The 23,853-nt window shown below is 72.5% G+C and carries 23 protein-coding genes and 1 riboswitch; of the genes, 16 read left to right on the top strand and 7 right to left on the bottom strand.

Annotated features, from left to right (window positions below):
- The first annotated feature begins 70 nt into the window (after positions 1-70).
- Positions 71-1,210, top strand: coding sequence for a glycoside hydrolase family 6 protein (locus ACFW47_RS18655; protein WP_386306499.1), 1,140 nt, complete (start codon positions 71-73; stop codon positions 1,208-1,210).
- Here ACFW47_RS18655 and ACFW47_RS18650 read toward each other — a convergent pair.
- Entirely contained in the window at positions 1,192-2,625 is a 1,434-nt protein-coding gene (locus ACFW47_RS18650) for a uracil-xanthine permease family protein (RefSeq protein WP_386306363.1), read from the bottom strand. The two genes, ACFW47_RS18655 and ACFW47_RS18650, sit on opposite strands and share 19 nt — an antisense overlap.
- A 177-nt stretch (positions 2,626-2,802) precedes the next feature.
- Between ACFW47_RS18650 and ACFW47_RS18645 the strand changes: the two genes are divergently transcribed.
- Positions 2,803-3,261, top strand: coding sequence for an acyl-CoA thioesterase (locus ACFW47_RS18645; RefSeq protein WP_386286298.1), 459 nt, complete (start codon positions 2,803-2,805; stop codon positions 3,259-3,261).
- Here the strand turns inward: ACFW47_RS18645 and ACFW47_RS18640 are convergent.
- Entirely contained in the window at positions 3,221-4,432 is a 1,212-nt protein-coding gene (locus ACFW47_RS18640; protein WP_386286299.1) for an MFS transporter, read from the bottom strand. The genes ACFW47_RS18645 and ACFW47_RS18640 overlap by 41 nt on opposite strands.
- 151 nt (positions 4,433-4,583) lie before the next feature.
- Between ACFW47_RS18640 and ACFW47_RS18635 the strand changes: the two genes are divergently transcribed.
- Positions 4,584-5,777: an ROK family transcriptional regulator gene (locus ACFW47_RS18635; protein ID WP_386286300.1), complete on the top strand. Its 1,194-nt coding sequence runs from the start codon at positions 4,584-4,586 to the stop codon at positions 5,775-5,777.
- A gap of 133 nt (positions 5,778-5,910) precedes the next feature.
- Here the strand turns inward: ACFW47_RS18635 and ACFW47_RS18630 are convergent, their stop codons facing one another.
- Both ACFW47_RS18630 and ACFW47_RS18625 read right to left on the bottom strand, forming a co-directional pair.
- Positions 5,911-6,276 carry a hypothetical protein gene (locus tag ACFW47_RS18630; protein ID WP_386286301.1) on the bottom strand — a complete coding sequence of 122 codons (366 nt, stop codon included), beginning with the start codon at positions 6,274-6,276 and terminating at the stop codon, positions 5,911-5,913.
- 225 nt (positions 6,277-6,501) lie between these two features.
- Positions 6,502-8,877: a chitinase C-terminal domain-containing protein gene (locus tag ACFW47_RS18625; RefSeq protein ID WP_386306362.1), complete on the bottom strand. Its 2,376-nt coding sequence runs from the start codon at positions 8,875-8,877 to the stop codon at positions 6,502-6,504.
- 215 nt (positions 8,878-9,092) lie between these two features.
- A riboswitch (FMN riboswitch) is annotated at positions 9,093-9,223 on the top strand.
- 150 nt (positions 9,224-9,373) lie between these two features.
- Here ACFW47_RS18625 and ACFW47_RS18620 point away from each other — a divergent pair.
- The 9 genes from ACFW47_RS18620 (at position 9,374) to ACFW47_RS18580 (ending at position 16,683) form a co-directional block, all read left to right on the top strand.
- Positions 9,374-9,976 carry a riboflavin synthase gene (locus tag ACFW47_RS18620; protein ID WP_386286303.1) on the top strand — a complete coding sequence of 201 codons (603 nt, stop codon included), beginning with the start codon at positions 9,374-9,376 and terminating at the stop codon, positions 9,974-9,976.
- Positions 9,973-10,617: a nicotinamide riboside transporter PnuC gene (locus ACFW47_RS18615; protein WP_386286304.1), complete on the top strand. Its 645-nt coding sequence runs from the start codon at positions 9,973-9,975 to the stop codon at positions 10,615-10,617. The genes ACFW47_RS18620 and ACFW47_RS18615 overlap by 4 nt, the downstream gene beginning before the upstream one ends.
- Positions 10,614-11,903 (top strand): bifunctional 3,4-dihydroxy-2-butanone-4-phosphate synthase/GTP cyclohydrolase II, encoded by a 1,290-nt coding sequence (locus tag ACFW47_RS18610; RefSeq protein WP_386286305.1) that lies wholly within the window; start codon positions 10,614-10,616, stop codon positions 11,901-11,903. Before ACFW47_RS18615 ends, ACFW47_RS18610 begins: the two co-directional genes overlap by 4 nt.
- Before the next feature lie 21 nt (positions 11,904-11,924).
- Positions 11,925-12,410: a 6,7-dimethyl-8-ribityllumazine synthase gene (ribH, locus tag ACFW47_RS18605; protein ID WP_073730768.1), complete on the top strand. Its 486-nt coding sequence runs from the start codon at positions 11,925-11,927 to the stop codon at positions 12,408-12,410.
- Between the two features lie 34 nt (positions 12,411-12,444).
- The gene (locus tag ACFW47_RS18600) at positions 12,445-12,717 is read left to right on the top strand and encodes a phosphoribosyl-ATP diphosphatase (protein WP_011027788.1); all 273 of its coding nucleotides are present in this window, start codon (positions 12,445-12,447) and stop codon (positions 12,715-12,717) included.
- 50 nt (positions 12,718-12,767) lie between these two features.
- Positions 12,768-13,625, top strand: coding sequence for an ATP phosphoribosyltransferase (gene hisG, locus ACFW47_RS18595; protein ID WP_386286306.1), 858 nt, complete (start codon positions 12,768-12,770; stop codon positions 13,623-13,625).
- A 20-nt stretch (positions 13,626-13,645) separates the two neighbouring features.
- Positions 13,646-14,113: a PH domain-containing protein gene (locus ACFW47_RS18590; RefSeq protein WP_386286307.1), complete on the top strand. Its 468-nt coding sequence runs from the start codon at positions 13,646-13,648 to the stop codon at positions 14,111-14,113.
- 204 nt (positions 14,114-14,317) lie between these two features.
- The gene (locus ACFW47_RS18585) at positions 14,318-15,649 is read left to right on the top strand and encodes a hemolysin family protein (RefSeq protein WP_386306360.1); all 1,332 of its coding nucleotides are present in this window, start codon (positions 14,318-14,320) and stop codon (positions 15,647-15,649) included.
- Positions 15,646-16,683, top strand: a complete 1,038-nt coding sequence (locus ACFW47_RS18580; RefSeq protein ID WP_386306358.1) for a hemolysin family protein — start codon at positions 15,646-15,648, stop codon at positions 16,681-16,683. The genes ACFW47_RS18585 and ACFW47_RS18580 overlap by 4 nt, the downstream gene beginning before the upstream one ends.
- An 18-nt stretch (positions 16,684-16,701) precedes the next feature.
- Here the strand turns inward: ACFW47_RS18580 and ACFW47_RS18575 are convergent, their stop codons facing one another.
- A complete protein-coding gene (locus ACFW47_RS18575; RefSeq protein ID WP_386306356.1) occupies positions 16,702-18,558 on the bottom strand; it encodes an AAA family ATPase in 1,857 nt (618 codons plus the stop codon).
- A gap of 470 nt (positions 18,559-19,028) precedes the next feature.
- Positions 19,029-19,610, bottom strand: a complete 582-nt coding sequence (locus ACFW47_RS18570) for a uridine kinase (RefSeq protein ID WP_386306497.1) — start codon at positions 19,608-19,610, stop codon at positions 19,029-19,031.
- A 187-nt stretch (positions 19,611-19,797) separates the two neighbouring features.
- Between ACFW47_RS18570 and ACFW47_RS18565 the strand changes: the two genes are divergently transcribed.
- The 4 genes from ACFW47_RS18565 (at position 19,798) to ACFW47_RS18550 (ending at position 23,568) form a co-directional block, all read left to right on the top strand.
- Positions 19,798-21,177, top strand: a complete 1,380-nt coding sequence (locus ACFW47_RS18565; protein WP_386306354.1) for a peptidase C39 family protein — start codon at positions 19,798-19,800, stop codon at positions 21,175-21,177.
- A gap of 108 nt (positions 21,178-21,285) precedes the next feature.
- A complete protein-coding gene (locus tag ACFW47_RS18560) occupies positions 21,286-21,426 on the top strand; it encodes an SCO1431 family membrane protein (protein WP_386286312.1) in 141 nt (46 codons plus the stop codon).
- An 82-nt stretch (positions 21,427-21,508) separates the two neighbouring features.
- On the top strand, positions 21,509-22,165 hold the full coding sequence (locus tag ACFW47_RS18555) for a TetR/AcrR family transcriptional regulator (RefSeq protein ID WP_386286313.1): 657 nt from the start codon (positions 21,509-21,511) through the stop codon (positions 22,163-22,165).
- A 230-nt stretch (positions 22,166-22,395) separates the two neighbouring features.
- A complete protein-coding gene (locus tag ACFW47_RS18550) occupies positions 22,396-23,568 on the top strand; it encodes an acyl-CoA dehydrogenase family protein (protein WP_386286314.1) in 1,173 nt (390 codons plus the stop codon).
- On the opposite strand, the gene ACFW47_RS18545 is transcribed toward ACFW47_RS18550, so the two are convergent.
- Positions 23,531-23,812 carry a hypothetical protein gene (locus ACFW47_RS18545; protein WP_386286315.1) on the bottom strand — a complete coding sequence of 94 codons (282 nt, stop codon included), beginning with the start codon at positions 23,810-23,812 and terminating at the stop codon, positions 23,531-23,533. The two genes, ACFW47_RS18550 and ACFW47_RS18545, sit on opposite strands and share 38 nt — an antisense overlap.
- Between the last annotated feature and the right edge of the window lie 41 nt (positions 23,813-23,853).

The raw sequence follows: 23,853 nt of genomic DNA, 5'->3' as shown, positions 1-23,853 counted from the left end.
GTCAGGCCTTCGTGCCCGGCGCCTGGCCGCTCGCAGGGCCGAGCGCAGGCGTGCCGCCCGCCGCAGCGCGATGGTCGCGGCGGCGTCCGTCGTCGTCGCGGTCGGCACCGCGACCGGCATGCTCACCGCGCTCGGCGACGACGGCGGCGGCACCGACGAGGCCCGGCCGGAGGTGACGCGCTCGCCGAGGCTGCAGTCCCCGCCCGTCGTGCCGTCCCCGCCCCCGCCCCCGTCGGCGAAACCGTCGGCCTCCGCCTCGCCGTCCGCCTCCGCCTCGGCGAATGAGGCGAGTCCCAGTCCTTCGCGGAAGAAGACGCCGGAGGCGAAGCCCCGGGCGACCCCGGCGTCCACCCGGCTCTACCGGCATCCCGAGTCACAGGTCCTGTCCTGGGTCCGGGCCCACCCCGACGACCCGCGCCAGGACGTCATCCGGTCGCGGATAGCCGACCACCCGGCCGCCGTGTGGTTCGCCGACTACACGCCCGCGACCATCACCTCCCGGGTCCGGGCCGTGACCTCGGGCGGTGCCGCCGAGGGCCGGGTGCCCGTGGTCGTGCCGTACGCGATACCCGACCGGGACTGCGGCGGCCACTCCCAGGGCGGCGCGCCCGACCTCGACGCCTACGACGACTGGATCGACCTTTTCGCCGCCGGGCTCGGCTCCCGGGAGGTCGTGGTCGTCCTGGAGCCCGACTCGGTGGCCCAGGCGGAGTGCCTGTCCGCCGGGGACCGCGCCGACCGCTTCGCCTCGCTGGCCCGCGCCGGCCGCGTGCTGAAGGACGCCAATCCCAACGCCCGCGTGTACTACGACGCGGGACACTCCGGCTGGCACGCGCCCGCCAAGCAGGCGGGCTGGCTGAAGCAGGCCGGCGCCGCCTCGGCCGCCTCCTCCGACGGCGTCTTCAGCAACGTCTCCAACTTCCACACCACCGCCGACGAGGTCGCCTACGACCGCGCGGTCCTCGACGCCCTCGGCGGCCCCGAGAGCCTCGGCGCCGTCATCGACACCAGCCGCAACGGCAACGGCGCCCCGCCCGACGGCGAGTGGTGCGACCCGGCCGGCCGCAAGATCGGCCGCACACCGACCCTGAGCACCGGCCTGGGACGCATCGACGCCTACCTGTGGGTCAAGCTGCCGGGGGAGTCGGACGGCTGCAAGGGCAGGCCGGGCACCTTCACGCCGTCCTACGCCTACGACTTGGCGCGCTGAGAACCGTCGCCGGGCCCCTCGCCGGCCCCGTCGCCGCCAGCGGCCGTCTCGTCGTACGACGACGTGCCCTCGTCCAGCAGCGGCTGCTGGGTCTTGAGGTGGGCCGGGGCGAAGGCGCGCAGCGCGTGGTAGCCGGTGATGACGACGAGGGTGCCGAGCGCGATGCCGCTGAGCGAGAAGTTGTCGGTGAACTCCATGCTGACGTTGCCGACGCCGATGATGATGCCCGCGGCGGCCGGTACCAGGTTCAGCGGGTTGCGCAGGTCCACTCCGGCGTTGATCCAGATCTGGGCGCCCAGCAGGCCGATCATGCCGTAGAGGATGACGGTGATGCCGCCCAGCACCCCGCCGGGGATCGCGGCGACGACCGCGCCGAACTTCGGGCAGACGCCGAAGAGGAGCGCGAAGCAGGCGGCGGCCCAGTAGGCGGCGGTCGAGTAGACCCGGGTCGCGGCCATCACGCCGATGTTCTCGGAGTACGTGGTGTTGGGCGGGCCGCCGACCGCGGTGGACAGCATCGAGCCGACGCCGTCCGCGGAGATCGCGGTGCCCAGCTTGTCGTCGAGCGGGTCGCCGGTCATCTCGCCGACCGCCTTCACGTGCCCGGCGTTCTCCGCGATCAGCGCGATGACGACCGGCAGGGCGACCAGGATCGCCGACCACTCGAAGCTCGGCCCGTGGAAGGAGGGCAGCCCGATCCAGTCGGCCTGCCCCACGGCGGAGAAGTCGAGGCGCCAGTGGTCGGTCACCTTGCCGCTGCCGTCCACCGAATGGATCTTGCCGAAGATCCGGTCCAGGGCCCAGGAGAGCACGTAACCGAAGACCAGCCCCAGGAAGATCGCGATCCGGGACCAGAAGCCGCGCAGGCAGACCACGGCCAGACCGGTGAACAGCATCACCAGCAGCGCCGTCCACTGGTCCTGCGGCCAGTACGTGGAGGCGGTGACCGGGGCCAGGTTGAAGCCGATCAGCATCACCACCGCGCCGGTGACGATCGGCGGCATCGCGGCGTGGATGATCCGTGCCCCGAACCGCTGCACGGCGAGCCCCACCAGGAACAGCGCGGCACCGACGACCAGGACCGCGCCGGTCACCGTGGCACTCGTACCGCCCTGGGCCCGGATCACCGCGGCGACACCGACGAAGGAGAGCGAGCAGCCGAGGTAGCTGGGGACCCGGCCGCGGGTGGCGAGCAGGAAGATGGCGGTCGCCACGCCCGACATCATGATCGCGAGGTTGGGATCGAGGCCCATCAGGACCGGAGCCACGAAGGACGCCCCGAACATGGCCACCACGTGCTGGGCGCCGAGCCCGAACGTGCGGGGCCACGAGAGCCGTTCGTCGGGGCGGACCACCGCTCCGGGGGCGGGGACCTTCCCGTCCCCGTGCAGCTTCCAGCGCACGCCGAGGTCCATGGTGAGGTTTCGCTTTCTCTGTACGTGATGACTGTCCGGACCATTGTCGGGGGTGCCCGGCCGTGCGGCTGACCTGCACCCTTCCCCGGCCGCCATCCTGAGCGTCCGCTTAGAATGACGGTGTACGCCCGTACGCCCACCGCACCGCGTACCACCCCGCACCACCCAGGAGCCCACGTGACCGCCGAAGCCCCCGCCGCCCCCGCCGTGTCGTACGGCCGCCTCGTCCCCGTCACCGTGCACTTCGACGACCTCGACGCGCTCGGCCTGCTGCACAACGCCCGCTATCCGGTGATGGTCGAGCGCGCCTGGGCCGAGCTGTGGACGGAGCACGGCTTCCGGTTCGAGGGCGACTGGGCGGCGGCCGGCGACGCCTGCAACGCGGTCAAGGAGCTGACCATCACGTACGAGGCTCCGGTCACCCGGCCGGGCGCCTACGCCGTCCACCTCTGGCTGGACCGGCTCGGCACGACCGGGCTGACCTATGGCTTCCGCTTCTGCTCGGCGGACGGCACCACCACGTACGCCCGCGGCACCCGGGTGCTGGTCCGGCTGGACTCCGAGACCTTGCGCCCGGCGCCGTGGAGCGACACCTTCAGGACCGCCGGTCGGGCACTGCTGCGCTCGGCGGACTGACCTTCGGCCGGTCCCGGTCCCCGGCGCGCAGCACCTTCGCGAACACCACCAGGCAGCAGGCCAGCGCGGTCACCAGGCCGAACGACACCACCAGGCTGGTCGCCTGGGCGAGGCCGCCGATCGCGCTCGGGGCGATCAGGCCCGAGGTGTACGTGATGGTGGCGACGCCCGCGATGGCCAGGCTCGGATTGGAGCCGGCCCGGCCCGCCGCCGCGAAGCACAGCGGGACGACCACGGCAATACCGAGCCCCATCAGCGCGAAGCCGGCCATCGCCACCGCGGGATGGCCGCCGACGACGACCAGCAGGCCGCCGAGGGTCGCCAGCACCCCGCTCACGCGCACCGTGCGCACCGCGCCGAACCGGTCCACCACCTTGTCGCCGGCGAACCTGGCCACGGCCATCGTGAGCGTGAAGCCCGTCGTGCACGCCGCCGCCAGTCCGGCCGACGTCTCCAGCTCGTCCCGCAGGTAGACCGCCGACCAGTCCAGGCTGGCGCCCTCCGCGAACACCGCGCAGAACCCGACCGCGCCGATCAGCACGGCCGACCGGGGCGGCAGCGCGAACCTCGGCGGCGGGTCCTCGTCCTCGGCGGACTGGAGGTCCAGCACCCAGGAGCAGGCGACCAGTCCCGCCACGGTCAGCACGGCGGCGGCCAGGACGTGGTGCAGGCGGGCGTCCGCGCCCAGGTGGGCGGCGAGCGTGCCGGCCGCCGAGCCGATCAGGGCGCCCGCGCTCCACATGCCGTGCAGGCCGGACATGATCGATTTGTCCAGCCGGTTCTCGACCTCGACGCCGAGCGCGTTCATCGCCACGTCCGACATGCCGGCCGTGGCCCCGTAGACGGACAGGGCCAGGCACAGGGTGAGCAGGTTGGGGGCGAGGGAGGGCAGGACCAGCGCCAGCGTCCACAGGGCCAGCAGGCCGCGCAGGGCGGTGCGGGCGCCGAAGCGGTGGGTGACGCTGCCGGCCAGCGGCATGGCGACCGACGCGCCGAGCGCCGGGAAGGCGAGCGCCAGACCCAGCTGGCCCGCGCTCACGCCGGCGTGGTCCTGGATCCACGGCACCCGGGTGGCGAACGAACCGGTGACCGCGCCGTGCACGGCGAACACGGCCGCCACTGCGTACCGGGAGCGCCTCACCTGGCGTTGCTCGTAGACCACTGCGCTCATTCTCGGCCCCTCCGCCGGGTCCGCACCCGGCTCGTCTCCCTGTGCGTCGCTCGCTGCCGCACTGCGCCGCGTAAACTATCAGGGACCCTTCCTGATGGATAGGGGATATCCGGCGCGGGCCACCGCGCCGCCGATCTGGAAGGATCCCGGCATGCCCGCATCACCGCGCACCGCCCGGGCCATCAACGACCGGCTCGCCCTGCGCCTGCTCCAGCAGGAGGGCCCGCTGACGGCGGGGCAGCTGAAGCAGCTGACCGGTCTGTCCCGGCCCACCGTCGCCGACCTCGTCGAACGCCTCACCGCCTCAGGACTGGTCGAGGTGGTGGGGGAGTCGGGCGAGCAGCGCCGCGGCCCCAACGCCAGGCTGTACGGCATCGTCGCCGGCCGCGCGTACCTCGCCGCCCTCGACGTGCGCACCGAGAGCGTCACCGTCCTGGTCTCCGACCTGCTCGGCCGCGTCCTGGCCGAGGCCTCCGTGCCGATCGGCGACGACACCGGGACGGGACCCGCGGTGGAGCAGGCGGTGAGCCTGGTCGAGCAGGCGGCGAAGGAGGCCGGGGCCTACCGGCTGCACACCGTCGGCATCGGCGCGCCCGGCCTGATCGACCCGGCGAGCGGGGACCTCCGCCCGTCCCTGGGCCTGCCCGCGTGGCATCGCCGGCTGACGGCGGCGCTGCAGGAGAAGTTCCCCGAGGCGCGGGTCGGCGTGGAGAACGAGACGAACCTCGCCGCCCTGGCCGAGCAGCGCGACGGGGCGGCCCGGGACCGGGACACCTTCGTCCTGCTCTGGCTCGGCCTCGGCATCGGCGCCGCGGTCGTCCTCGACGGCACGCTGCGCCGGGGTGTCTCCGGTGGCGCGGGCGAGATCGGCTTCATGCCGGTGCCGGGCACCGCGGGCCTGCCGTCGGCCACCGACTGCGACGGCGGCTTCCACTCCGTGGCCGGCGCGGCGGCGGTGAGCGCGCTGGCGGCGGAGCACGGTGTGACCGCCGTGCCCGAGGGGCCCGAGCCGCACGCCGCCGCGCTGGTGCGGGAGGCGGTGCGCCGGCCGGCCACGGCCCCGGGGGCCGCCCGCTTCCTGGACGCCCTCTCCGACCGGGTCGCCCTCGGCGCGGCCGCCGTCGTCTCCGTCCTGGACCCCGGCTGCGTGGTGCTCGCCGGTGAGATCGGGCGGGCCGGGGCCGACGCGCTCGCCGCACGCGTCCAGGACCGCCTCACCCGGATGTCGCCGCTGGCCACCGAGGTACGGGCCACCGCACTGGGCGGCGGCGCCGTCCTGCGGGGGGCACTGCTGACCGCCCGGGACCGCGCCCAGGACGAGCTGTTCGCGCCGCCGGAGCGGTAGCCGGCGGCGCACCGGGCACACCTGAGGGGGTAACCGGTGCACACCACGGCGGCCCGCGCGGGGTCAGGCCTCCGGCCGCTGCCCCCGGCCCGGTCCGGCCGGCGGAAGGCCGCCCCGTCCGCCGCCGGCCACATCAGTGCCGCGGGCAGCAGCACCCCGAGCCCCAGCAGCGCCATGAACCCGGCGGCGCTCCCTGCCGACAAGGGCTCCAGGTGCCGGGCGTGGAACAGGAGATGGCGACGGAGTTCACGAGGTGGGCCACCGGGGCCGTCAGCACGAGCCGCCGTTCCATCGCCGCCACCGCCGCGCACAGCACCACGGCCAGGGCCAGGCTCGCCCCGCCGAGGTCGCGCAGCGGATGCTCGTTGCAGGGCGGCAGGTGCGAGACCCACGGCCACTTCCAGAACAGCTCGGGCAGCACCAGCACCCACAGCCCCAGCACCAGCTGCGCACCGGCGGGCAGCCCCAGCCCCGCCCGCAGCCACCCGCGTCCGCTCATCCGCTCCCCGCGTCCGTGCCGACGGACACTCCTCGAAGGCCCGCTTCCGATCGTCCTCTCGGGCGCGAGGTCGCCGCCGGTGCGGATCCCCTGGCCAGGCCTTCCCCGCGAGCGGCGCCTTCAGTCCGACAGGGCGTCCCGGTGCGGAACGCCCTGTCGTCGCATGGGAGGCCCGGCGGCGGGCAAGGGCCGTCGTCACCGCCGCCGGGCCGGTCCTGCGGGGGCTCAGCAGGCGCCGAGGTCCTGCCAGACGCCCCACTCGCCGGTGGTTCCGGGCTCCTCGCCCTTCGTCCACCACTTGGACTTCCACGAGTGCCCCTCGTGGGAGACGGTGACGCCCCCGCCGTACGGCGACGCCGCGTCCCAGGCCGGCGCCGCGCACTGCCCGGTGCCGTCCGTCGGGCCGGGCGTCGGGGTCGGGGACCCGGTCTCCGTGGGCGTGGGCGTCGGGGCCGGGCTCTCCGTCCCCGGTTCCACCACGGTCGTTCCCCGGGCCAGGTCACCCGCCAGCGCGTACGTCTTCCCGCCGAAGGACACCGTCCAGTTCGACGGGGTCGACACCGGCAGGTAGTACACGAGGTCGACCGTCGTGGACGCGCCCGGCGCCAGCGACTGCCAGCCCGGCAGCTTCAGCGAGACGCGGTGGTAGTCGCCCTTCAGTCCGCCCACGTGGCCGCCCGTGTGGTCGCTGCGGATCACCGAAGTGCCCCAGCCGGACTGGTCCTTGGCGTTGCCCGGCGCGGAGGTGGAGTAGTCGAACCGGAACTCCGTACCGCCCGGCAGTGCCGTCTCCGTGTTGTTGGTGATCCTCAGCTTGGGGCTGATCGGGTAGTTGGAGTCACCGAGCGGGAACTCCCCGAACTCGACGTCGACGTCCAGCGCCTCGGCCGGCATGTCGGTCGTGGCGCGCTGCGCACCGTACGGGGAGGCGTTCTTGAACGCCTGGTACATCGTGTCGGTGAGCGTCGAACCCGGCACGTACTGCCCCTTGCCCGCGTCCCAGGCGTAGTCGCCCGCGAGCTCCCACACCATCGTGCCGCCGATGCCGCGGTCGGCCACGTAGTCCGCCTTGGCCCGCACCGACTGCTCGTCCTCGGTGGACAGGAAGACCTTCTTCTCGGCGTTCCACAGCCAGGGCGCGACCAGCGTGGCGTCGTAGTTGCGCTCGTAGGTCCCGGTCAGCTTCGTGTCGGCCGGGAAGCCGTAGTCGGTGACGTAGTCGCCGACGATGCCCTTCTCCAGGTTCTTCGCGTGCCACATCGGGTTGGAACCGGCGGGCGACTCCTCGCCGTCGGTGTCCAGGTCGTGCCACAGGTTGTCGATGCCGACCGCGCCGTCGCCGCACTTGGTCAGGCCGGAGCCGGCCGGGCAGTCCGTGGAGGGTGCCTTGCCCCAGAGCCCGTCGGTGCCGCCGGTGACGTTCTTGAAGCCGCGCGTGTAGTACGGCAGCCCGATGTTGATCCGCCCGGCCGGCATCGAGCCGCGGAAGTAGTGGTACGCCCAGTCGGTGTTGAGGTAGCCGATGCCGCCGTACTGGGAGGTCGTGTACACGCCCGCGGCGGCGAGTTCGGGGTCCTTGCCGTCGTCGAAGAGGGAGGCGTTCGGGCCGACGTGCTCGTTCCAGGCGCCGTGCAGGTCGTACGACATGATGTTGACGTAGTCCAGGTACTTCTGGACCTGGAAGGTCTCCATGCCGCGCAGCAGGTACCCGGAGGACGGCGCGGCGACGGTGAGCAGGTAGTGCCTCCCGTCCGCGGCGCCCGCGCGGTCGAGCTTCTCGCGCAGCGTCTTCATCAGGGCCGCGTAACCCTCGACCAGCCCGGCCCGGCGTCCGTTGGCGAAGGACCAGTCGAGCGGGTTGCCCGCGTCCTTCATCGTCGTCGGGTACTCGTAGTCGATGTCGACGCCGTTGAAGCCGTACTTCCGTACGAAGTCGACGGCCGAGTCCGCGAAGGTGTCGATGCCGGCCTGGTTGACCGAGCCGTCGGCGTTGGTGGCCATCGAGTAGAAGCCGCCCGAGTCCACACGGGTGCCGTCGTCGGCGAAGTAGCCGCCGGTCTCGGCCCAGCCGCCCACCGAGATCATCGTCTTGACGTCCGGGTGCTGCTTCTTGAACTTGTTGAGCAGGTTGAAGTGGCCCTTGTAGGGGAGGTCCGGGTCCATCTCGGCGCCCTCGGTCCCGGGCCACGTCATGCCGGTCGCGGGGTTGGCCGCGCTGTCCGAGCCGACGGAGAGCCTGTTGCCGCCGTCCACGTGCGCGAAGGCGTAGTTGATGTGGGTGATCTTGTCCCAGGGGATGTCCGAGGCGAGGTAGGCGGGCTTGCCGTCCTTGCCGGTGCGCCAGCCGGTGAAGTAGCCGATCACCCGGCGCTGGTGGTCGGCGCCCATCTTCTCCCGGCCGTCGGCGTCGTAGACCGAGCAGTACGGGACGTCGGCGCCGGGGGTCTGGTAGAGCCCGTCGGGGCGGCAGCTTTCCTGGCCGGCGGCCTGCGACGCGGTCGCCGGGAGGCCGGCGAGCACCAGGCCCGCGACGGCGGCGGCGGCCGCGAACAGGGCCGGTCTCGCTCCGCGGCCGGTTCTGGAGCGTGAGGGGGAAGGCACAGTCGGTTCCTCTCCACGGAAGTTGCGCAGACCCTAGAGAGGACTAGACCAGTGAGTCAATAGGTATGGACCAATCTCAAGATGTCCGGGCAGCGGCCCAGTTGGGAAACCGCGACGTGCTGAAGTCGCACTGAAGGAGCGCTCTGTGAGCCACTCCACACACTCCGTCCGCATGGACGGTCATCGGGCGTGGCACACTGGCCCTGTACCAGAAGCAGCGCACTCCGGGGTCGGTGAAAGTCCGAACCGGCGGTTACAGTCCGCGACCCGGTCGCCTCCAGCGACCGGTTGACCAGGTGAAATTCCTGGACCGACGGTTAAAGTCCGGATGGGAGGCAGTGCGCGGCGGGCGAGCATGCGTGCGCGCCGCCGATTTCTGGGCTCGCCCGTCACGGGTGGGTCCCGTCCGGCGTCGCTCCCGGTGCCCTCGCTCGTGACCTCTGTCGCTCTCGACAGCCCCGGAGTCCGTGCCCGAAGAGGCAGGAGGACCCGGGAAGTGTTCACCGGAATCGTCGAAGAGCTGGGCGAGGTCACCGCCGTCGAGACCCTCGACGACGCCTGTCGCTTCCGCCTGCGCGGCCCCGCGGTCACCGAAGGGGCGCGGCACGGCGACTCCATCGCCGTCAACGGCGTCTGCCTCACCGTCGTCGACCACGAGGGCGACGAGTTCACCGCCGACGTGATGGCGGAAACCCTGAACCGCTCCAGCCTCGGCGTCCTCACCACCGGCTCCCGAGTCAACCTGGAGCGCCCCACCGCCGTCGGCGCCCGCCTCGGCGGGCACATCGTGCAGGGCCACGTGGACGGCACCGGCGAGATCCTGGAACGCAAGCCCTCCGAGCACTGGGAGATCGTCAAGATCTCCCTCCCGGCCGGCCTCACCCGCTATGTCGTGGAGAAGGGCTCCATCACCGTCGACGGCATCAGCCTCACCGTCGTCGACGCCGGCCCCGACTTCTTCACCGTCAGCCTCATCCCCACCACCCTCGCCCTGACCACCCTCGGCCTCAAGCAGCCCGGCGACCCGGTCAACCTCGAGGTGGACGTCATCGCCAAGTACGTCGAGCGGCTGCTCGGCACCCAGGGGGGCACCCGGTGAACTGGCTCAACTCCGAGGCCTTCACCCTCTTCGACCAGCACATCAAGTGGTCGGACATGATCGGCAACGTGATCGGTCTGCTGGGCCTCGCCCTCGGCTGGCGGCGCTCGATATGGACCTGGCCCGTGCAGTTCGTCTCCGGCCTCATCCTCTTCACCGCCTTCGCCACCGCCCACCTCTCCGGCAGCGCCGGCAAGCAGATCGTCGTCATGCTCGTCGCCGCCTGGGGCTTCTGGCAGTGGAACCGCGGCCGGCAGCAGACGCAGGACGGCTCCATCGCCGTCCGCTTCGCCACCTGGCGCGAGCGCGGCGCCCTCGTCGCGGCCGCCGCCGTCGGCACCCTCGCGGTCGGCGGCCTGTTCACCGCCTTCCCGACCCTGTCCTGGGACCCCTGGCCGGACGCGTACATCTTCGTCGGCACCGTCGTCGCCATGTACGCCCAGGCGCGCGGCATGGTCGAGTTCTGGTTCGCCTGGCTGCTGGTCGACCTGGTCGGCGTACCGCTGAACTTCGCCAACGGCTTCGCCTTCTCCGGCTTCGTCTACGTCATCTACGGCGCGCTCGTCCTGTGGGGCCTGCGCGACTGGTGGCTGCGCTCCCGCACCGCGGCGCGGCCCGTCCCGGAAGGAGCGCCCGCATGAGCACGGCACCCATCCTCTACACGCCCGGCGGCCCCGACGACCTGCTCCTCGACCCCGTCGAACAGGCCATCGCCGACATCGCCGCCGGCCGCCCGGTGGTCGTCGTCGACGACGAGAACCGCGAGAACGAGGGCGACCTCGTCATCGCCGCCGAGAAGGCGACCGAGGAGATCGTCGCCTTCATGATGAGCGAGTGCCGCGGCCTGATCTGCGCCCCCATGGAGGGCGACGAACTCGACCGGCTCCGCCTCCCGCAGATGGTCGACGACAACACCGAGTCGATGAAGACCGCCTTCACCGTCTCCGTCGACGCCACCGCCGCGCACGGCGTGAGCACCGGCATCTCGGCCTCCGACCGCGCCACGACCCTCCAGCTCCTGGCGAGCGGCACCGCCGAGCCGGCCGACCTGGTCCGTCCCGGCCACATCTTCCCGCTGCGCGCCCGCTCCGGTGGCGTACTCGTCCGCAACGGCCACACCGAGGCCGCCGTCGACCTCGCCCGCCTCGCGGGCCTGCGCCCGGCCGGCGCCATCGTCGAGATCGCCGGCGAGGACGGGCGCATGCTGCGCCTGCCCGAGCTGATCCCGTTCGCCCGCAAGCACGGCCTGACGATCATCTCCATCGAGGACCTGATCGCCTACCGCCGCAGCGCCGAGCCCACCGTCCGCCGTGAGGCCGAGGTCCACCTGCCCACCCGGCACGGCGAGTTCACGGCGTACGGCTACCGCTCCACCGTCGACGGTGTCGAGCACGTCGCCCTCGTCCACGGCGAGATCGGCGACGGCGAGGACGTCCTCGTCCGTATCCACTCCGAATGCCTCACCGGCGACGTCTTCGGCTCCCAGCGCTGCGACTGCGGTCCCCAGCTGGACGCCTCCCTGGACCGCATCCAGGCCGAGGGCAGGGGAGCGGTCGTCTACCTGCGCGGCCACGAGGGACGCGGCATCGGCCTGATGTCCAAGCTGCGCGCCTACGAACTCCAGGAGCGCGGCCGCGACACCCTCGACGCCAACCTGGAACTCGGCCTGCCCGCCGACGCCCGCGACTACGGCGCCGGCGCCCAGATCCTCGACGACCTCGGCGTACGCTCCGTCCGCCTGATGACCAACAACCCGGACAAGAGCGACGCGCTGGAGCGGCACGGCATCCAGGTAACCGGCCGCGAGCCGATGCCCGTCCAGGCGGGCGAACACAACCTCCGCTACCTGCGCACCAAGCGGGACCGGATGGGACACGACCTGCCCTGGCTGGACACGACGCCCGTGTCCACCTGCGGCAACCAGTAAGCAAGCAACGCGAGGAGAGACGTGAGCGGCAAGGGTGCACCGGACCTGTCCGTACGCAACGTGGGGGACCTGCGGGTCGCCGTCGTCGCGGCACAGTGGCACGACAAGGTGATGGACGGACTGGTGGACGGCGCCCTGCGCGCCCTGCACGAGCTGGGCATCGACGAGCCGACCCTGCTCAGGGTCCCCGGCAGCTTCGAGCTCCCGGTCGTCGCCAAGGTCCTCGCCGGCCGCGGCTACGACGCGATCGTCGCCCTCGGCGTCGTCATCCGCGGCGGCACCCCGCACTTCGACTACGTGTGCCAGGGCGTCACCCAGGGCCTGGTCCAGGTCTCCGTGGAGACCGGCGTCCCCGTCGGCTTCGGCGTCCTCACCTGCGACACCGAGGAGCAGGCCCTCGACCGGGCCGGCATCGAGGGCTCCAGCGAGGACAAGGGCCACGAGGCGGTGACCGCGGCCGTCGCCACGGCGGCCACGCTCCGCTCAGTATCCGAGCCGTGGCGTTAGGCCGGTCGGCACTACGCGTAAAGTGGGCGGCACCATGTCCAAGAAGACTTTCGAGGAGCTCTTCACCGAGCTCCAGCACAAGGCCGCGAACGGCGACCCCGCCACCTCCCGCACCGCCGAGCTGGTGGACAAGGGGGTCCATGCCATCGGCAAGAAGGTCGTCGAGGAGGCCGCCGAGGTCTGGATGGCCGCCGAGTACGAGGGCAAGGACGCGGCGGCCGAGGAGATCTCCCAGCTGCTGTACCACGTCCAGGTGATGATGGTCGCCCGCGGCATCTCCCTGGACGACGTCTACGCCCACCTGTAAGCCGGACCCCCTTTTTCTCTCCACCCCTTCACACAAAGGAAGCCGACCTCATGCTGCGCATCGCCGTCCCCAACAAGGGTTCCCTGTCAGGCCCCGCGGGGGAGATGCTGCATGAGGCCGGCTACCAGCAGCGCCGCGAGTCCAAGGAACTGCGCATCGTCGACCCGACCAACGAGGTCGAGTTCTTCTACCTGCGCCCCCGCGACATCGCGATCTACGTCTCCTCCGGCAAGCTCGACATCGGCATCACCGGCCGCGACCTGCTGATCGACTCCGGCGCCGACGCCGAGGAGATCCTCCCGCTCGGCTTCGCCCGCTCCACCTTCCGCTTCGCCGGGAAGCCGGGCACCGCGAACGGCGTCGAGGACCTCAAGGGCCGCACCGTAGCCACCTCCTACGAGGGCATCGTCGCGGCCCACCTGGCCGAGCGGGGCGTCGACGCCTCCGTCGTCCACCTCGACGGCGCCGTCGAGACCGCCATCGAACTCGGTGTCGCCGGGGTCATCGCGGACGTCGTCGAGACCGGGACCTCGCTGCGCAACGCGGGCCTGGAGGTCTTCGGCGAGCCCATCATGAAGTCCGAGGCCATCGTCATCCGCCGCTCCGGCGCGGAGCCCGACGAGACGACCGAGCCCAAGGTGCAGCAGTTCCTGCGCCGACTCCAGGGCGTCCTGGTGGCCCGGACGTACGTGATGATGGACTACGACTGCCGCGTGGAGCAGCTGGAGAAGGCCGTCGCCCTCACCCCCGGCCTGGAGTCCCCGACCGTCTCCCCGCTGCACAACGAGGGCTGGGTCGCCGTCCGCGCCATGGTCCCCGCCAAGGACGCCCAGCGGATCATGGACGACCTGTACGAGATCGGCGCCCGGGCCATCCTGACCACGGCCATCCACGCCTGCCGCCTCTGAGTGGGACCCGGAGCCACCTCATGCCCGACACCACGCCGGACCTGCCGGCCCTGCCCGTCACCTTCCGACCGGGCCGCACCCGCGCCGTCCTGACCGTCCTCGCCGTCCTCACCTTCGCGGCCATCACGGCGGTCGGCATGCTGCTGGACGGCCTCGGCACGGGAGAGCGCCTCAGCTTCATGCTGACCGCGCTCCTCCTCGCCGGGGTCCTGTTCCTGCTGGCCCGGCCCCACGTCACCGCCGACGAGACGGGCGTGACCGTCGTCAACCTCACCACCAAGCGGCGCCTGGCCTGGGCCGAGATCCTCCGGGTCAACCTCCGGCAGGGCGACCCCTGGGCCTTCCTCGACCTCAGCGACGGCACCAGCCTGCCCGCGCTCGGCATCCAGCCGGGCATCGCCCGGCAGCGCGCCATCCACGACGCGCGCGCCCTGCGCGCCCTCGTCGAGGCCCGCTCCACCACCACCCCCGAGGCACCACGCGGCTGACGCGGGGGCGCCGACCCTGCCGCGGGCGCCCTTTTCGTGATTAATCTGGGAACGAGGACGCGGCCGTCGCGTCCTCGCCCCCGTCGCTCCGCCCGGTGCGCGGGGGGTCCCCCTACCCGAGGAGTGACTCCCTCCGGCGATGGACGGATCGTCCTGCAGTACCTGCGCCGCCCCCTGCTGTGAAGCCCCACAGGCGGCGGCATCATGACCACCCCCCTGCTGCTCCTGGCAGCCGCCTTCCTGCTGATCCTCGCCAACGGCTTCTTCGTCGCCGCCGAGTTCGGCCTGGTGACCGTCGGACGCCCCGACGCCGAACAGGCCGCAGCCGACGGCGACCGGCGCGCCCGCCGCGTCGTCGAGTCCCTGAAGGAGCTGTCCTTCCAGCTCTCCGGCACCCAGCTCGGCATCACCATCACCTCCCTCGTCGTCGGCATGCTCGCCGAACCGGCGCTCGCCCGCCTCCTGGACGGCCCGTTCACGGCGATCGGCGTCCCCGACGGCACCGTCCCCGGTGTCGCGGTCGTCGTCGGCATGCTGCTGGCATCCGCGGTCCAGATGGTGATCGGCGAGCTGGTGCCCAAGAACTGGGCGGTGTCCAGGCCCCTCCAGGTCGCCCGCTTCGTCGCCGGCCCCCAGCACGCCTTCGCCCGCCTGTTCCACCCGGTGATCGCCTCACTGAACGCCGTGGCCAACCGCCTGGTCCGCACGCTCGGCGTCGAGCCCGCCGAGGAGCTGGCCTCCGCCCGCACCCCCGACGAACTGGTCTCCCTGGCCCGGCACTCCGCACGGGCCGGCGCGCTGGAACAGGACACCGCCGACCTGTTCGTCCGCACCCTGTCGCTCGGCGGACTGACCGCGCAGCACGTCATGACCCCGCGCGTGAGGGTCAGTGCCCTGCACTCCTCGGCCACCGCCGAGGACGTGGTCAACCTGACCCGCGCCACCGGCCTGTCCCGCTTCCCCGTCTACCGGGAGAAGATCGACGAGATCGTCGGCATGGTCCACCTCAAGGACGCCCTCGCCGTCCCCGCCCACGACCGGCTGCGCACCCCCGCCGGCCGCATCGCCCGCCCGGCGCTGCTGGTCCCCGAGACCCTGCCCGTCCGGCCCCTCCTCACCCGTCTGCGCAGCGAGCAGCCGATCGCGGTCGTCGTCGACGAGTACGGCGGCACGGCCGGCGTCGTCACCCTGGAGGACATCGTCGAGGAGCTCGTCGGCGAGGTCCGCGACGAGCACGACGGCCTGGACGTCCCCGAACTCGCCGCCGCCCCGCCCGAGGACGGCCGCCCCGCCTGGGACGTCGACGGCAGCTGCCGCGTCGACGCCCTGCGAGGCATCGGACTCGACGCCCCCGAGGGCCCGTACGAGACCGTGGCCGGCCTCGTCGCCGACCTGCTCGGCCGCATCCCGGCCGTCGGCGACCGCGCGGAACTGCCCGGCTGGCGCCTCTCCGTCCGCCAGGTCGGCCACTACCGCGCCGAGCGCATACGGCTGGTGAGCACGGCACCGGTCTCCGTGCTGGAGGCCGCCCGATGAGCGTCCTGCAACTCCTTTTCGCCGCGCTGCTCGTCCTGGCCAACGGCTTCTTCGTCGGCGCGGAGTTCGCCCTGGTCTCGGTCCGCCGCAGCCAGATCGAACCGCTCGGCACCGCCCGCGCCCGCCAGGTGCTGTACGGCCTGGAACGGCTGCCCCAGATGATGGCCGCCGCCCAGTTCGGCATCACGGTCTGCTCACTCACCCTCGGCGCGGTCGCCGAACCGACGGTCGCGCACCTGCTGGAACCGGTCTTCGAGTGGCTGCACCTGCCGCACGGCGTCATCCACCCGCTCGGCTACGTCATCGCGCTGGCCGCCGTGGTCTTCTGCCACCTCGTCATCGGCGAGATGCTTCCGAAGAACCTCGCGATGGCCGCCCCCGAGAGGACCGCGCTGTGGCTCAGCCCCGGCCTGGTCGCCTTCGCCCGCCTCTGCAAGCCGGTCACCTTCGCCCTGGGCGCCTGCTCCCGGGGCATCCTGCGGCTGTTCCGCGTGGAGCCCAAGGACGAGGTAGAGGCCGTCTTCACCAGTGAACAGCTCAACCGGCTGGTGGAGGACGCCGGCCAGGCCGGTCTGCTCGACCCCGAGGCGCAGGAGCGCCTGGAGGACGCCCTGGAACTGGGCTCCCGCCCGGTGACGGACGTGCTGCTCGGCCGGGAGTCCCTGGTGACGGTCGGCCCGTCGGTCACCCCGGGGCAGATCATCGGGCTCACCGCCCGCACCGGGTACTCACGCTTCCCGGTCGCGGCCGGGCAGGGTCCCTTCATGGGCTACCTCCACGTCAAGGACGTCCTCGACGCCGAGGACCCCGACCGGGCCGTCCCGCAGCACCTCTGGCGCCCGATGACGACCCTCCGCCCCGACCTCCCCCTCGACGACGCCCTCACCGTGATGCGCCGCGCGGCCACCCATCTGGCCCAGGTCACGGACGCGTCGGGCCGGGTCCTGGGCCTGGTCGCCCTGGAAGACGTACTGGAACTCCTGGTCGGCGAGGTGCGCGACCCGGCCCACCGGGAGGTGACCCTGGCGACGTGACCGCCCCGGCTGCGGGCCTCACAGGGCCGACGGATCCCCCGGCCCCCTCCCCGACAGCACCTCCCCGTACGCCTGCATCAGATCCGGCAACCGCAACGTCGCCAGATCGTCCCGGCTCAGCACCCCCGGATACACCGACAGCCGCAGATCCCGGTACGCGCAGCTCTTCTCGTACAGCGTCCGCAGGAACCGCCCGTTCCCCAACTCGTCGATCCACCCCTGATCCACCACGTGCCCGGCGATCGACCGCAGCTCGTCCAGCGCCTCCTCGTCCCACACGTCCCCGTTCTCCGCCGCGAGCACCTCCCCGATCGAGGTGAGCTCCAGCGGCCGGTACGAGGGGAAGTCGACCCGCGTCGTGAAGCGCGACGACAGCCCGGGATTGGCGCCCAGCAGCCGGTCCATGCCCTCGGGATAGCCGGCCAGGATCACCACCAGGTGGTCCCGGTTGTCCTCGGCCCGCTTCAGCAGCACCTGCAGCGCCTCGTCGCCGTACGCGTCCCCCTTGCCGTACCCGGAGTTGGACAGGGAGTACGCCTCGTCCACGAAGAGGACGCCGCCGAGCGCGGAGTCGATCAGCTCGTTGGCCTTCACGGCGGTCTGGCCCAGGTACTCGCCGACCAGGTCGGCCCGCTGCGCCTCCACGAGGTGGTCGCCGCCCAGCAGGCCGAGGGCGTAGAAGACGCGGCCCAGGATGCGGGCGACTGTGGTCTTGCCGGTGCCCGAGGGGCCGGAGAAGACGAAGTGACGTTTGGGCGGCTGGACCGGCAGCCCCTGCCCGGCCCGCAGCCGCGCCATGTTCAGCTGGGCGGACAGGGCCTTGACCTGCCGCTTGACCGGCTCAAGCCCCACCATGCGCTCCAGTTCGGCGAGCGCCTCCTCCAGCAACGCGGGGTCGGTGGGACCGGTGGGCAGGGAAGGGGCCGCCCCGTCGGTCCTCTCGCGCACCGGCGGCCCGGACAGCGAGGGCAGCGGGGCGGCCGGGCCGGGCTCGGGGACGGACAGTTTGAGGTCGCGTTCGTCGGTGCCGGAGAGGGGATCGAGCCCGTCCGGGCCGTCCGGTCCCAGGCCGGCCTGCGCCAGTCCCGCGAGGTCGGCGGCCTCGTCGTAACCGTCGCCCTCGGCGATCGCGGCCAGCCGGGCGGAGGTGTCCATGAAGGCGGGGTCGACGCGGTGCACGGCCCGGTACAGCGGCAGCGCCGCGGCGCTGCGACCCGTGCCCTCGTGCGCCCGCGCCAGCCAGTACCGCAACTCCTTGCGCTGCGGCTGTTCGCTGCGGCACCGCATCAGGGCCGCCGACAGCAGCGGTTCGGCCTGCCCGTACATTTCCAGCCGCACCCGGGCCATGCCGCTGAACAGACCGGCCTCGATGCCCAGCAGGGGGTCACCCAGCAGCGGGTCGGTGTGCCGGACGAGCTGCTCCCAGTCCTTGACCAGGTAGGCACGGCAGGCGTGCAGGAAGCGGACCTGGGGGTCGGTGTCCACGGGCGGCAGCCCGGCCAGGGCCCGGTCCAGCTCCGGGACGTGGCGGCCGTCCAGCCAGTGGGAGGCGTGCGCGAGCAGCAGGTCGCGCGGGCTCTCCAGCACGGGCTGCACCCACCAGCCCAGCCAGTACCAGGAGTTGAGGGTCCGGCGGTGGCGGGCGCGCTGCTCGCCGAAGCGCTCGCGGTGCCGGAACATCCTGAGCAGGGCGTTGGTGGTGTCGACGCGCAGCGCGTGCAGTCCCAGCCAGCCGTCGGCCATCGCGGGGTCGATGCGCACCGCGGCCCGGAACTCCTCCTCGGCCTGCGGATAGGCCCCCATGGTGTAGGCGTCCACGCCGCGCAGCCAGGCGAGGTCGGCCGGGGCCTGAGGGCCCCGCGTGCCGAAGTCCATCCCGTCCCCCACGTACCGTGCCCCCGTCGGTATGCCGCCGGGCCGTCGCCCGCCGACCGCCTCGGCCAACGGCTCTGCCGAGGGCCGGAGTTGCAAGGTGCGCGCGGCAACTGCGCCCCGGGTCGCACCGAGGGCATCGTACCCGCGGCGGTCTTCCCTCCGAAGGGCGCCGGGGCGGCCCGTTCCACGAGGTGGGAGCGGACGGGGTGCATGCGGGAACGTCACAGAGGGTGAGCGGACAGCGTCACGGAGCAGCCGCAGAACGCGCTCAGAGCAGAACGAAGCCCCCGGTCACGGGGGAACAACCGGGGGCTTCGCGTCTGCGGGCGGCTCCGAACGGCCGCACAAGCAGAACGTAAGACCTGTACGGGCCTTGGGTCAAGCGGAGTTGAGGCGTTCCGACCCGGTGCCGCGCGGCGATCTTCACGAGTTCAGCACATTGCGGACCGTCCGTCACTCAGGGTGAGGAATCAGGGTGGGAAGGCGCATCCCGCAGGCCCCGGCCGCACCTCATACCCCTCCTCGCTCTGCCGCACCAGAAGGTGCGCGAAGGGGCGTGACGGGTCGGTGGCGAAGTGCCGGCGCTCCGCCGGGATCCACCCGTCCCAGAACGCCCGCTGCTCCGCTCCGTCGCGCGCCCGTCCGCGCGCCCACGCCTCCTGGCGCGGCAACTCCATCCAGAACAGCCGGGCCAGGTGCGGGCGCAGCGCTTCGCGCCCCGCGCCCACACCCTCGACCAGGACCACGGGGGCGGGAGGGAGAGGGAGGGGCGCGCCGAAGTGCCGGGCCCGCCAGTCGTAAGGAGCGTAGTGCGCGGTGTCGCCCCGCCGCAGAGGCTCGATCACCTGGCTCAGCAGCCGCCCGGTCCAGTCGAAGAGCTCGTCGTGGCTGGCGATGTCGTCGAGGCGCAGCACCGGCGCGCCTCCCAGCTCCGCGGCCAACCACCGGGCGAACGTGGACTTCCCGGAGCCGGCGTACCCGTCGACGCCGATCAGGCGTACGGGCCCGCAGGAAGGGGGGAGCCGGCGGAGCAGGGCTGCGAGGTCGTGGATGGCGGGTCCCGGGCGGCGCGGAGGGGCGGACGGCGTTTCGCAGGCACACTATCCCGCCACTGGTCGACACCAATGTTCATGGCGTGGCACACGCGGAAGTGCTGGCAGGAGCGGGCGCCTGCGGCCATAGTTGGCGCACGACCGTGCAAGGAGCCGCCCGACTCGGACACCTGGGGGTCTACCGCCCATGAGCAGAGCCGAACAGCCGTCCCGCAGAACCGTTCTGGCCGCCGCGGTCGCCGCCGCGGTGGCCGGCGGCGCTGTCCCGGCCACCGCCGCCGAAGCCGCACCGGGGGAGGGCGGCCAGGCGGACGCCGACCGTACCCCCGGCCGACAGGTCGACTACCGCGCCTGGACCACGTTCCGGGACTGGCGGTGCGGGGCCGTGCGGGGCGCGCGTCCCGTCGCCGGTGCCCGGCCCGGTGTCGTGATCGGCGCGCCGGCGGGCACCGCCGACCACACCGACCCGCACACCGGCAGGACCGCCGCCTGGGAGTACGCGACCTGGACCTCGCCCGTCCACCGGCTCGCCGTGCCCGCGACCGAGGCCATCGCCTCCTGGAACGCGCACACCCCGTCCGGCACCTGGATCCAGGTCGAACTGAAGGGGACCTACTCCGACGGCACGGACACGCCCTGGTACGTGATGGGCCGCTGGGCGGCGGGCGACGGCGACCAGGACATCCGGCGCACCTCGGTCGACGACCAGGGCGACGGCCGCAGCAGCGTCTGGACGGACACGTTCTCGATCGACGACGCCTCCACCGGCCTGCGCCTGGCCTCCTACCGGCTCCGGCTCACCCTGTACCGCCGCCCGGGCGCGACGGTCACGCCCACCGTCTGGCGGCTCGGCGCGATGGGCTCCGACGTGCCCGACCGCTTCACCGTGCCCGCCTCCACCCCGGGTCTCGCCCGGGAACTGCGCGTCCCGCGCTACTCCCAGGAGATCCACAAGGGCCAGTACCCCGAGTACGACAACGGCGGCGAGGCCTGGTGCAGCCCCACCTCCTCGCAGATGATCATCGAGTACTGGGGCGGCAGGCTCACCGAGGAGCAGCTCGCCTGGGTGGACCCCTCCTACGCCGACCCGCAGGTCTGCCACGCGGCCCGGTACACGTACGACTACCAGTACGCCGGCTGCGGCAACTGGCCCTTCAACGCGGCCTACGCGGCCACCTTCAAGGACCTCCAGGGCGTCGTCACCCGCCTCGGCTCCCTCACCGACCTGGAGACGCTGATCGCGGCCGGTATCCCGGCCATCACGTCCCAGTCCTTCCTGGAGGAGGAGTTGACCGGGGCCGGCTACGGCACCTCGGGTCACCTGATGACCGTGGTCGGCTTCACCGCCGACGGCGACGTGATCGCCAACGACCCGGCCTCGGACGACAACGAGGCCGTGCGCCGGGTATACAAGCGGCGCGAGTGGGAGAACATCTGGCTGCGGACCAAGCGGTACAACGCCAGTGGCAAGGTCGTCTCCGGAACGGGCGGCGTCTGCTACCTGTACTTCCCGGCGCACCCCGGCCCGCGTCAGCGCAAGGCCCTCGCGGCGGTGGGCGTGCGCTGACGCCCCTGTGACCAAGCTCTCGGCCGCAAAAGCCGCTCACGGTGGCAAGGTGGACACCGTGAGCGGGGGGACCTCACCGAAGCCGAAGCCCGAGAGCAGCGAGAAGCCATGACCGCACACACCTCCACCGCCGCCCGTGTCCGTACCGGCGGCCCCAAGGAAGACGGCCCGGAGATCCTCGAGCACGTCATGGGCTGGACCCTTGTCGTGGTGCTCGCGATGCTCGTGGCCCAGCTGGGTCTGCTGTGACGTGACCCTCATGTGACCTGCCCCACGACCCGACCTGCCATACTGCGGATGTCCCGCCCCCCGTAGGAGACCAGGGTCGAAATTGAATATCAGTCAACAGCGCGCCGACGTCCGTCCCCAGGCGCGCGGCACCGAGCGTTCGCTCGCACGCCGCGCCGAACTCATCGCCATCGGGCGGAAGTTGTTCGCCGACACGTCGTACGACGCGCTCTCGATGGACGACATCGCCCGCCAGGCGCATGTCGCCAAGGGGCTGATCTACTACTACTTCCGGTCCAAGCGGGGCTACTACCTGGCGATCATCCAGGACTCCGTCGCCGAGCTGGTCACCACCGCCGCGGGCGGCACCGAACTGCCGCAGGTGGACCGCGTCCATCGCACCATCGACGGCTACCTGCGCTACGCCGAGCACCACCAGGCCGCCTACCGCACCATCGTCAGCGGCGGCGTCGGCTTCGACACCGAGGTGCACGCCATCCGGGACGGGGTGCGCGAGGCGATCGTCGTCACCATCGCCGAGGGGGCCTACGGCCGCTCGGACATCGGGCCGCTCGCCCGCATGGGTCTGCTCGCGTGGGTGTGCAGCGTCGAGGGCGCCACCCTGGACTGGATCGGCCGCCCCGGACTGCCCCGCGACACCATGCGCGACCTGCTGGTGAAGTCGCTCGGCGGCACCCTGCGCGCCATCGAGGAGCTGGACCCCGCCTACCCGGCCCCGCCCGCCGCCCGTCGGGACTGACCAGAGGCCGATCGGGCCCTCCGGAGCCCTTCCGGGCCTTTCTGGAAGTAAGCGGTCGTTAACTGGTGACGCCGTGCCTCCGATCGGGCATACTCACAGGCCACAGCCGCTGGTCAGCCGCTTCCGCGACCCGGGAGTGCGAGCATCGGCCAAGCCGAACAGAGCCGGCGGAACCGCGTCCACCCAAGGCGCCCTCCGCCGACGCGCCCGACAGGGAGGAGAGCGTCGCCATGCCCGACCGCGCCCCGCAGCCGGTGGACCGGCAACTGCCCACGGACGAGGCACGGGACCTGATCTCACTCGTCCGCGAGATCGCGCTCCGTGAGATCGCCCCGAGCGCGGCCGAGGAGGAGGACGCCGGACGCTTCCCGCGTGAGGTCTTCGCCCTGCTCTCCGAATCCGGCCTGCTCGGCCTGCCCTACGACACCGAGCACGGCGGCGGCGAGCAGCCGTACGAGGTGTACCTCCAGGTCCTGGAAGAGCTCGCAGCGGCCCGCCTCACCGTGGGCCTCGGCGTCAGCGTGCACACCCTCGCCTCCTACGCGCTCGCCGCCTACGGCACCAAGGAGCAGCAGGCCGAGCACCTGCCCGCGATGCTCGGCGGCGGGCTGCTGGGCGCCTACTGCCTCTCCGAGCCCGCCTCCGGCTCGGACGCCGCCTCGCTGCGCACCAAGGCGGTGCGGGAGGGCGGCGACTGGGTCATCACCGGCACCAAGGCGTGGATCACGCACGGCGGCATCGCCGACTTCTACACGGTCATGGCGCGCACGGGGGAGGACGGCCCGCGCGGCATCACCGCCTTCCTGGTCCCCGGCGACGCCGAGGGGCTGAGCGCCGCGGCGCCGGAGAAGAAGATGGGGCTCAAGGGATCGCCCACCGCGCAGGTCCACCTCGACGGTGTGCGGGTCCCCGACGCCCGGCGCATCGGGGACGAGGGCCAGGGCTTCGCGATCGCCCTGTCCGCGCTCGACTCCGGGCGGCTCGGCATCGCCGCCTGCGCGATCGGCGTGGCCCAGGCGGCGCTCGACGAGGCGGTGACCTACGCGGCCGAGCGGCGCCAGTTCGGCAAGCCGATCGCCGACTTCCAGGGGCTGCGCTTCATGCTCGCCGACATGGCGACCCAGATCGAGGCCGGCCGCGCGCTGTACCTGACGGCGGCGCGGCTGCGCGACGCCGGACTGCCGTTCGCCAAGCAGGCGGCCATGGCCAAGCTGCACTGCACCGACACGGCGATGCGGGTCACCACCGACGCCGTACAGGTCCTCGGCGGCTACGGCTACACCGCCGACTTCCCGGCCGAGCGCTACATGCGTGAGGCCAAGGTGCTGCAGATCGTCGAGGGCACCAACCAGATCCAGCGGATGGTCATCGCCCGTCATCTCGCGGGTCCCGAGGGACGCTGAGGTCACCGGCGACCCGGAAGTCACCGGTGGTGAAGAAGTCCCCGAGCCCGCGCGGGGGCGCCGCGAGCCTCACCCACTCGGGGTCGTCGCGCCCGGGCAGGGTGCGGCCGCGGTCGGCCCAGGTGCGCAACAGCTCACGGTAGATCGGCGGGTCCGGGAGCTGCGGGGCCGGCGGGACCGGACCGGCGGGCACCGGGACGAACACGCGGCGCCGAGGCCCGGTCGCCGAGTACGTGGGGGTCATACCAGGGCAACGCGGCACCGTGCGGACAGGTCACCGGCCCG

It is taken from the genome of Streptomyces sp. NPDC058796, assembly GCF_042745235.1.
GTDB lineage: Bacteria > Actinomycetota > Actinomycetes > Streptomycetales > Streptomycetaceae > Streptomyces.
Note: the sequence above shows the minus strand (reverse complement) of the source record. Positions and strands in the feature narration are given on the sequence as shown.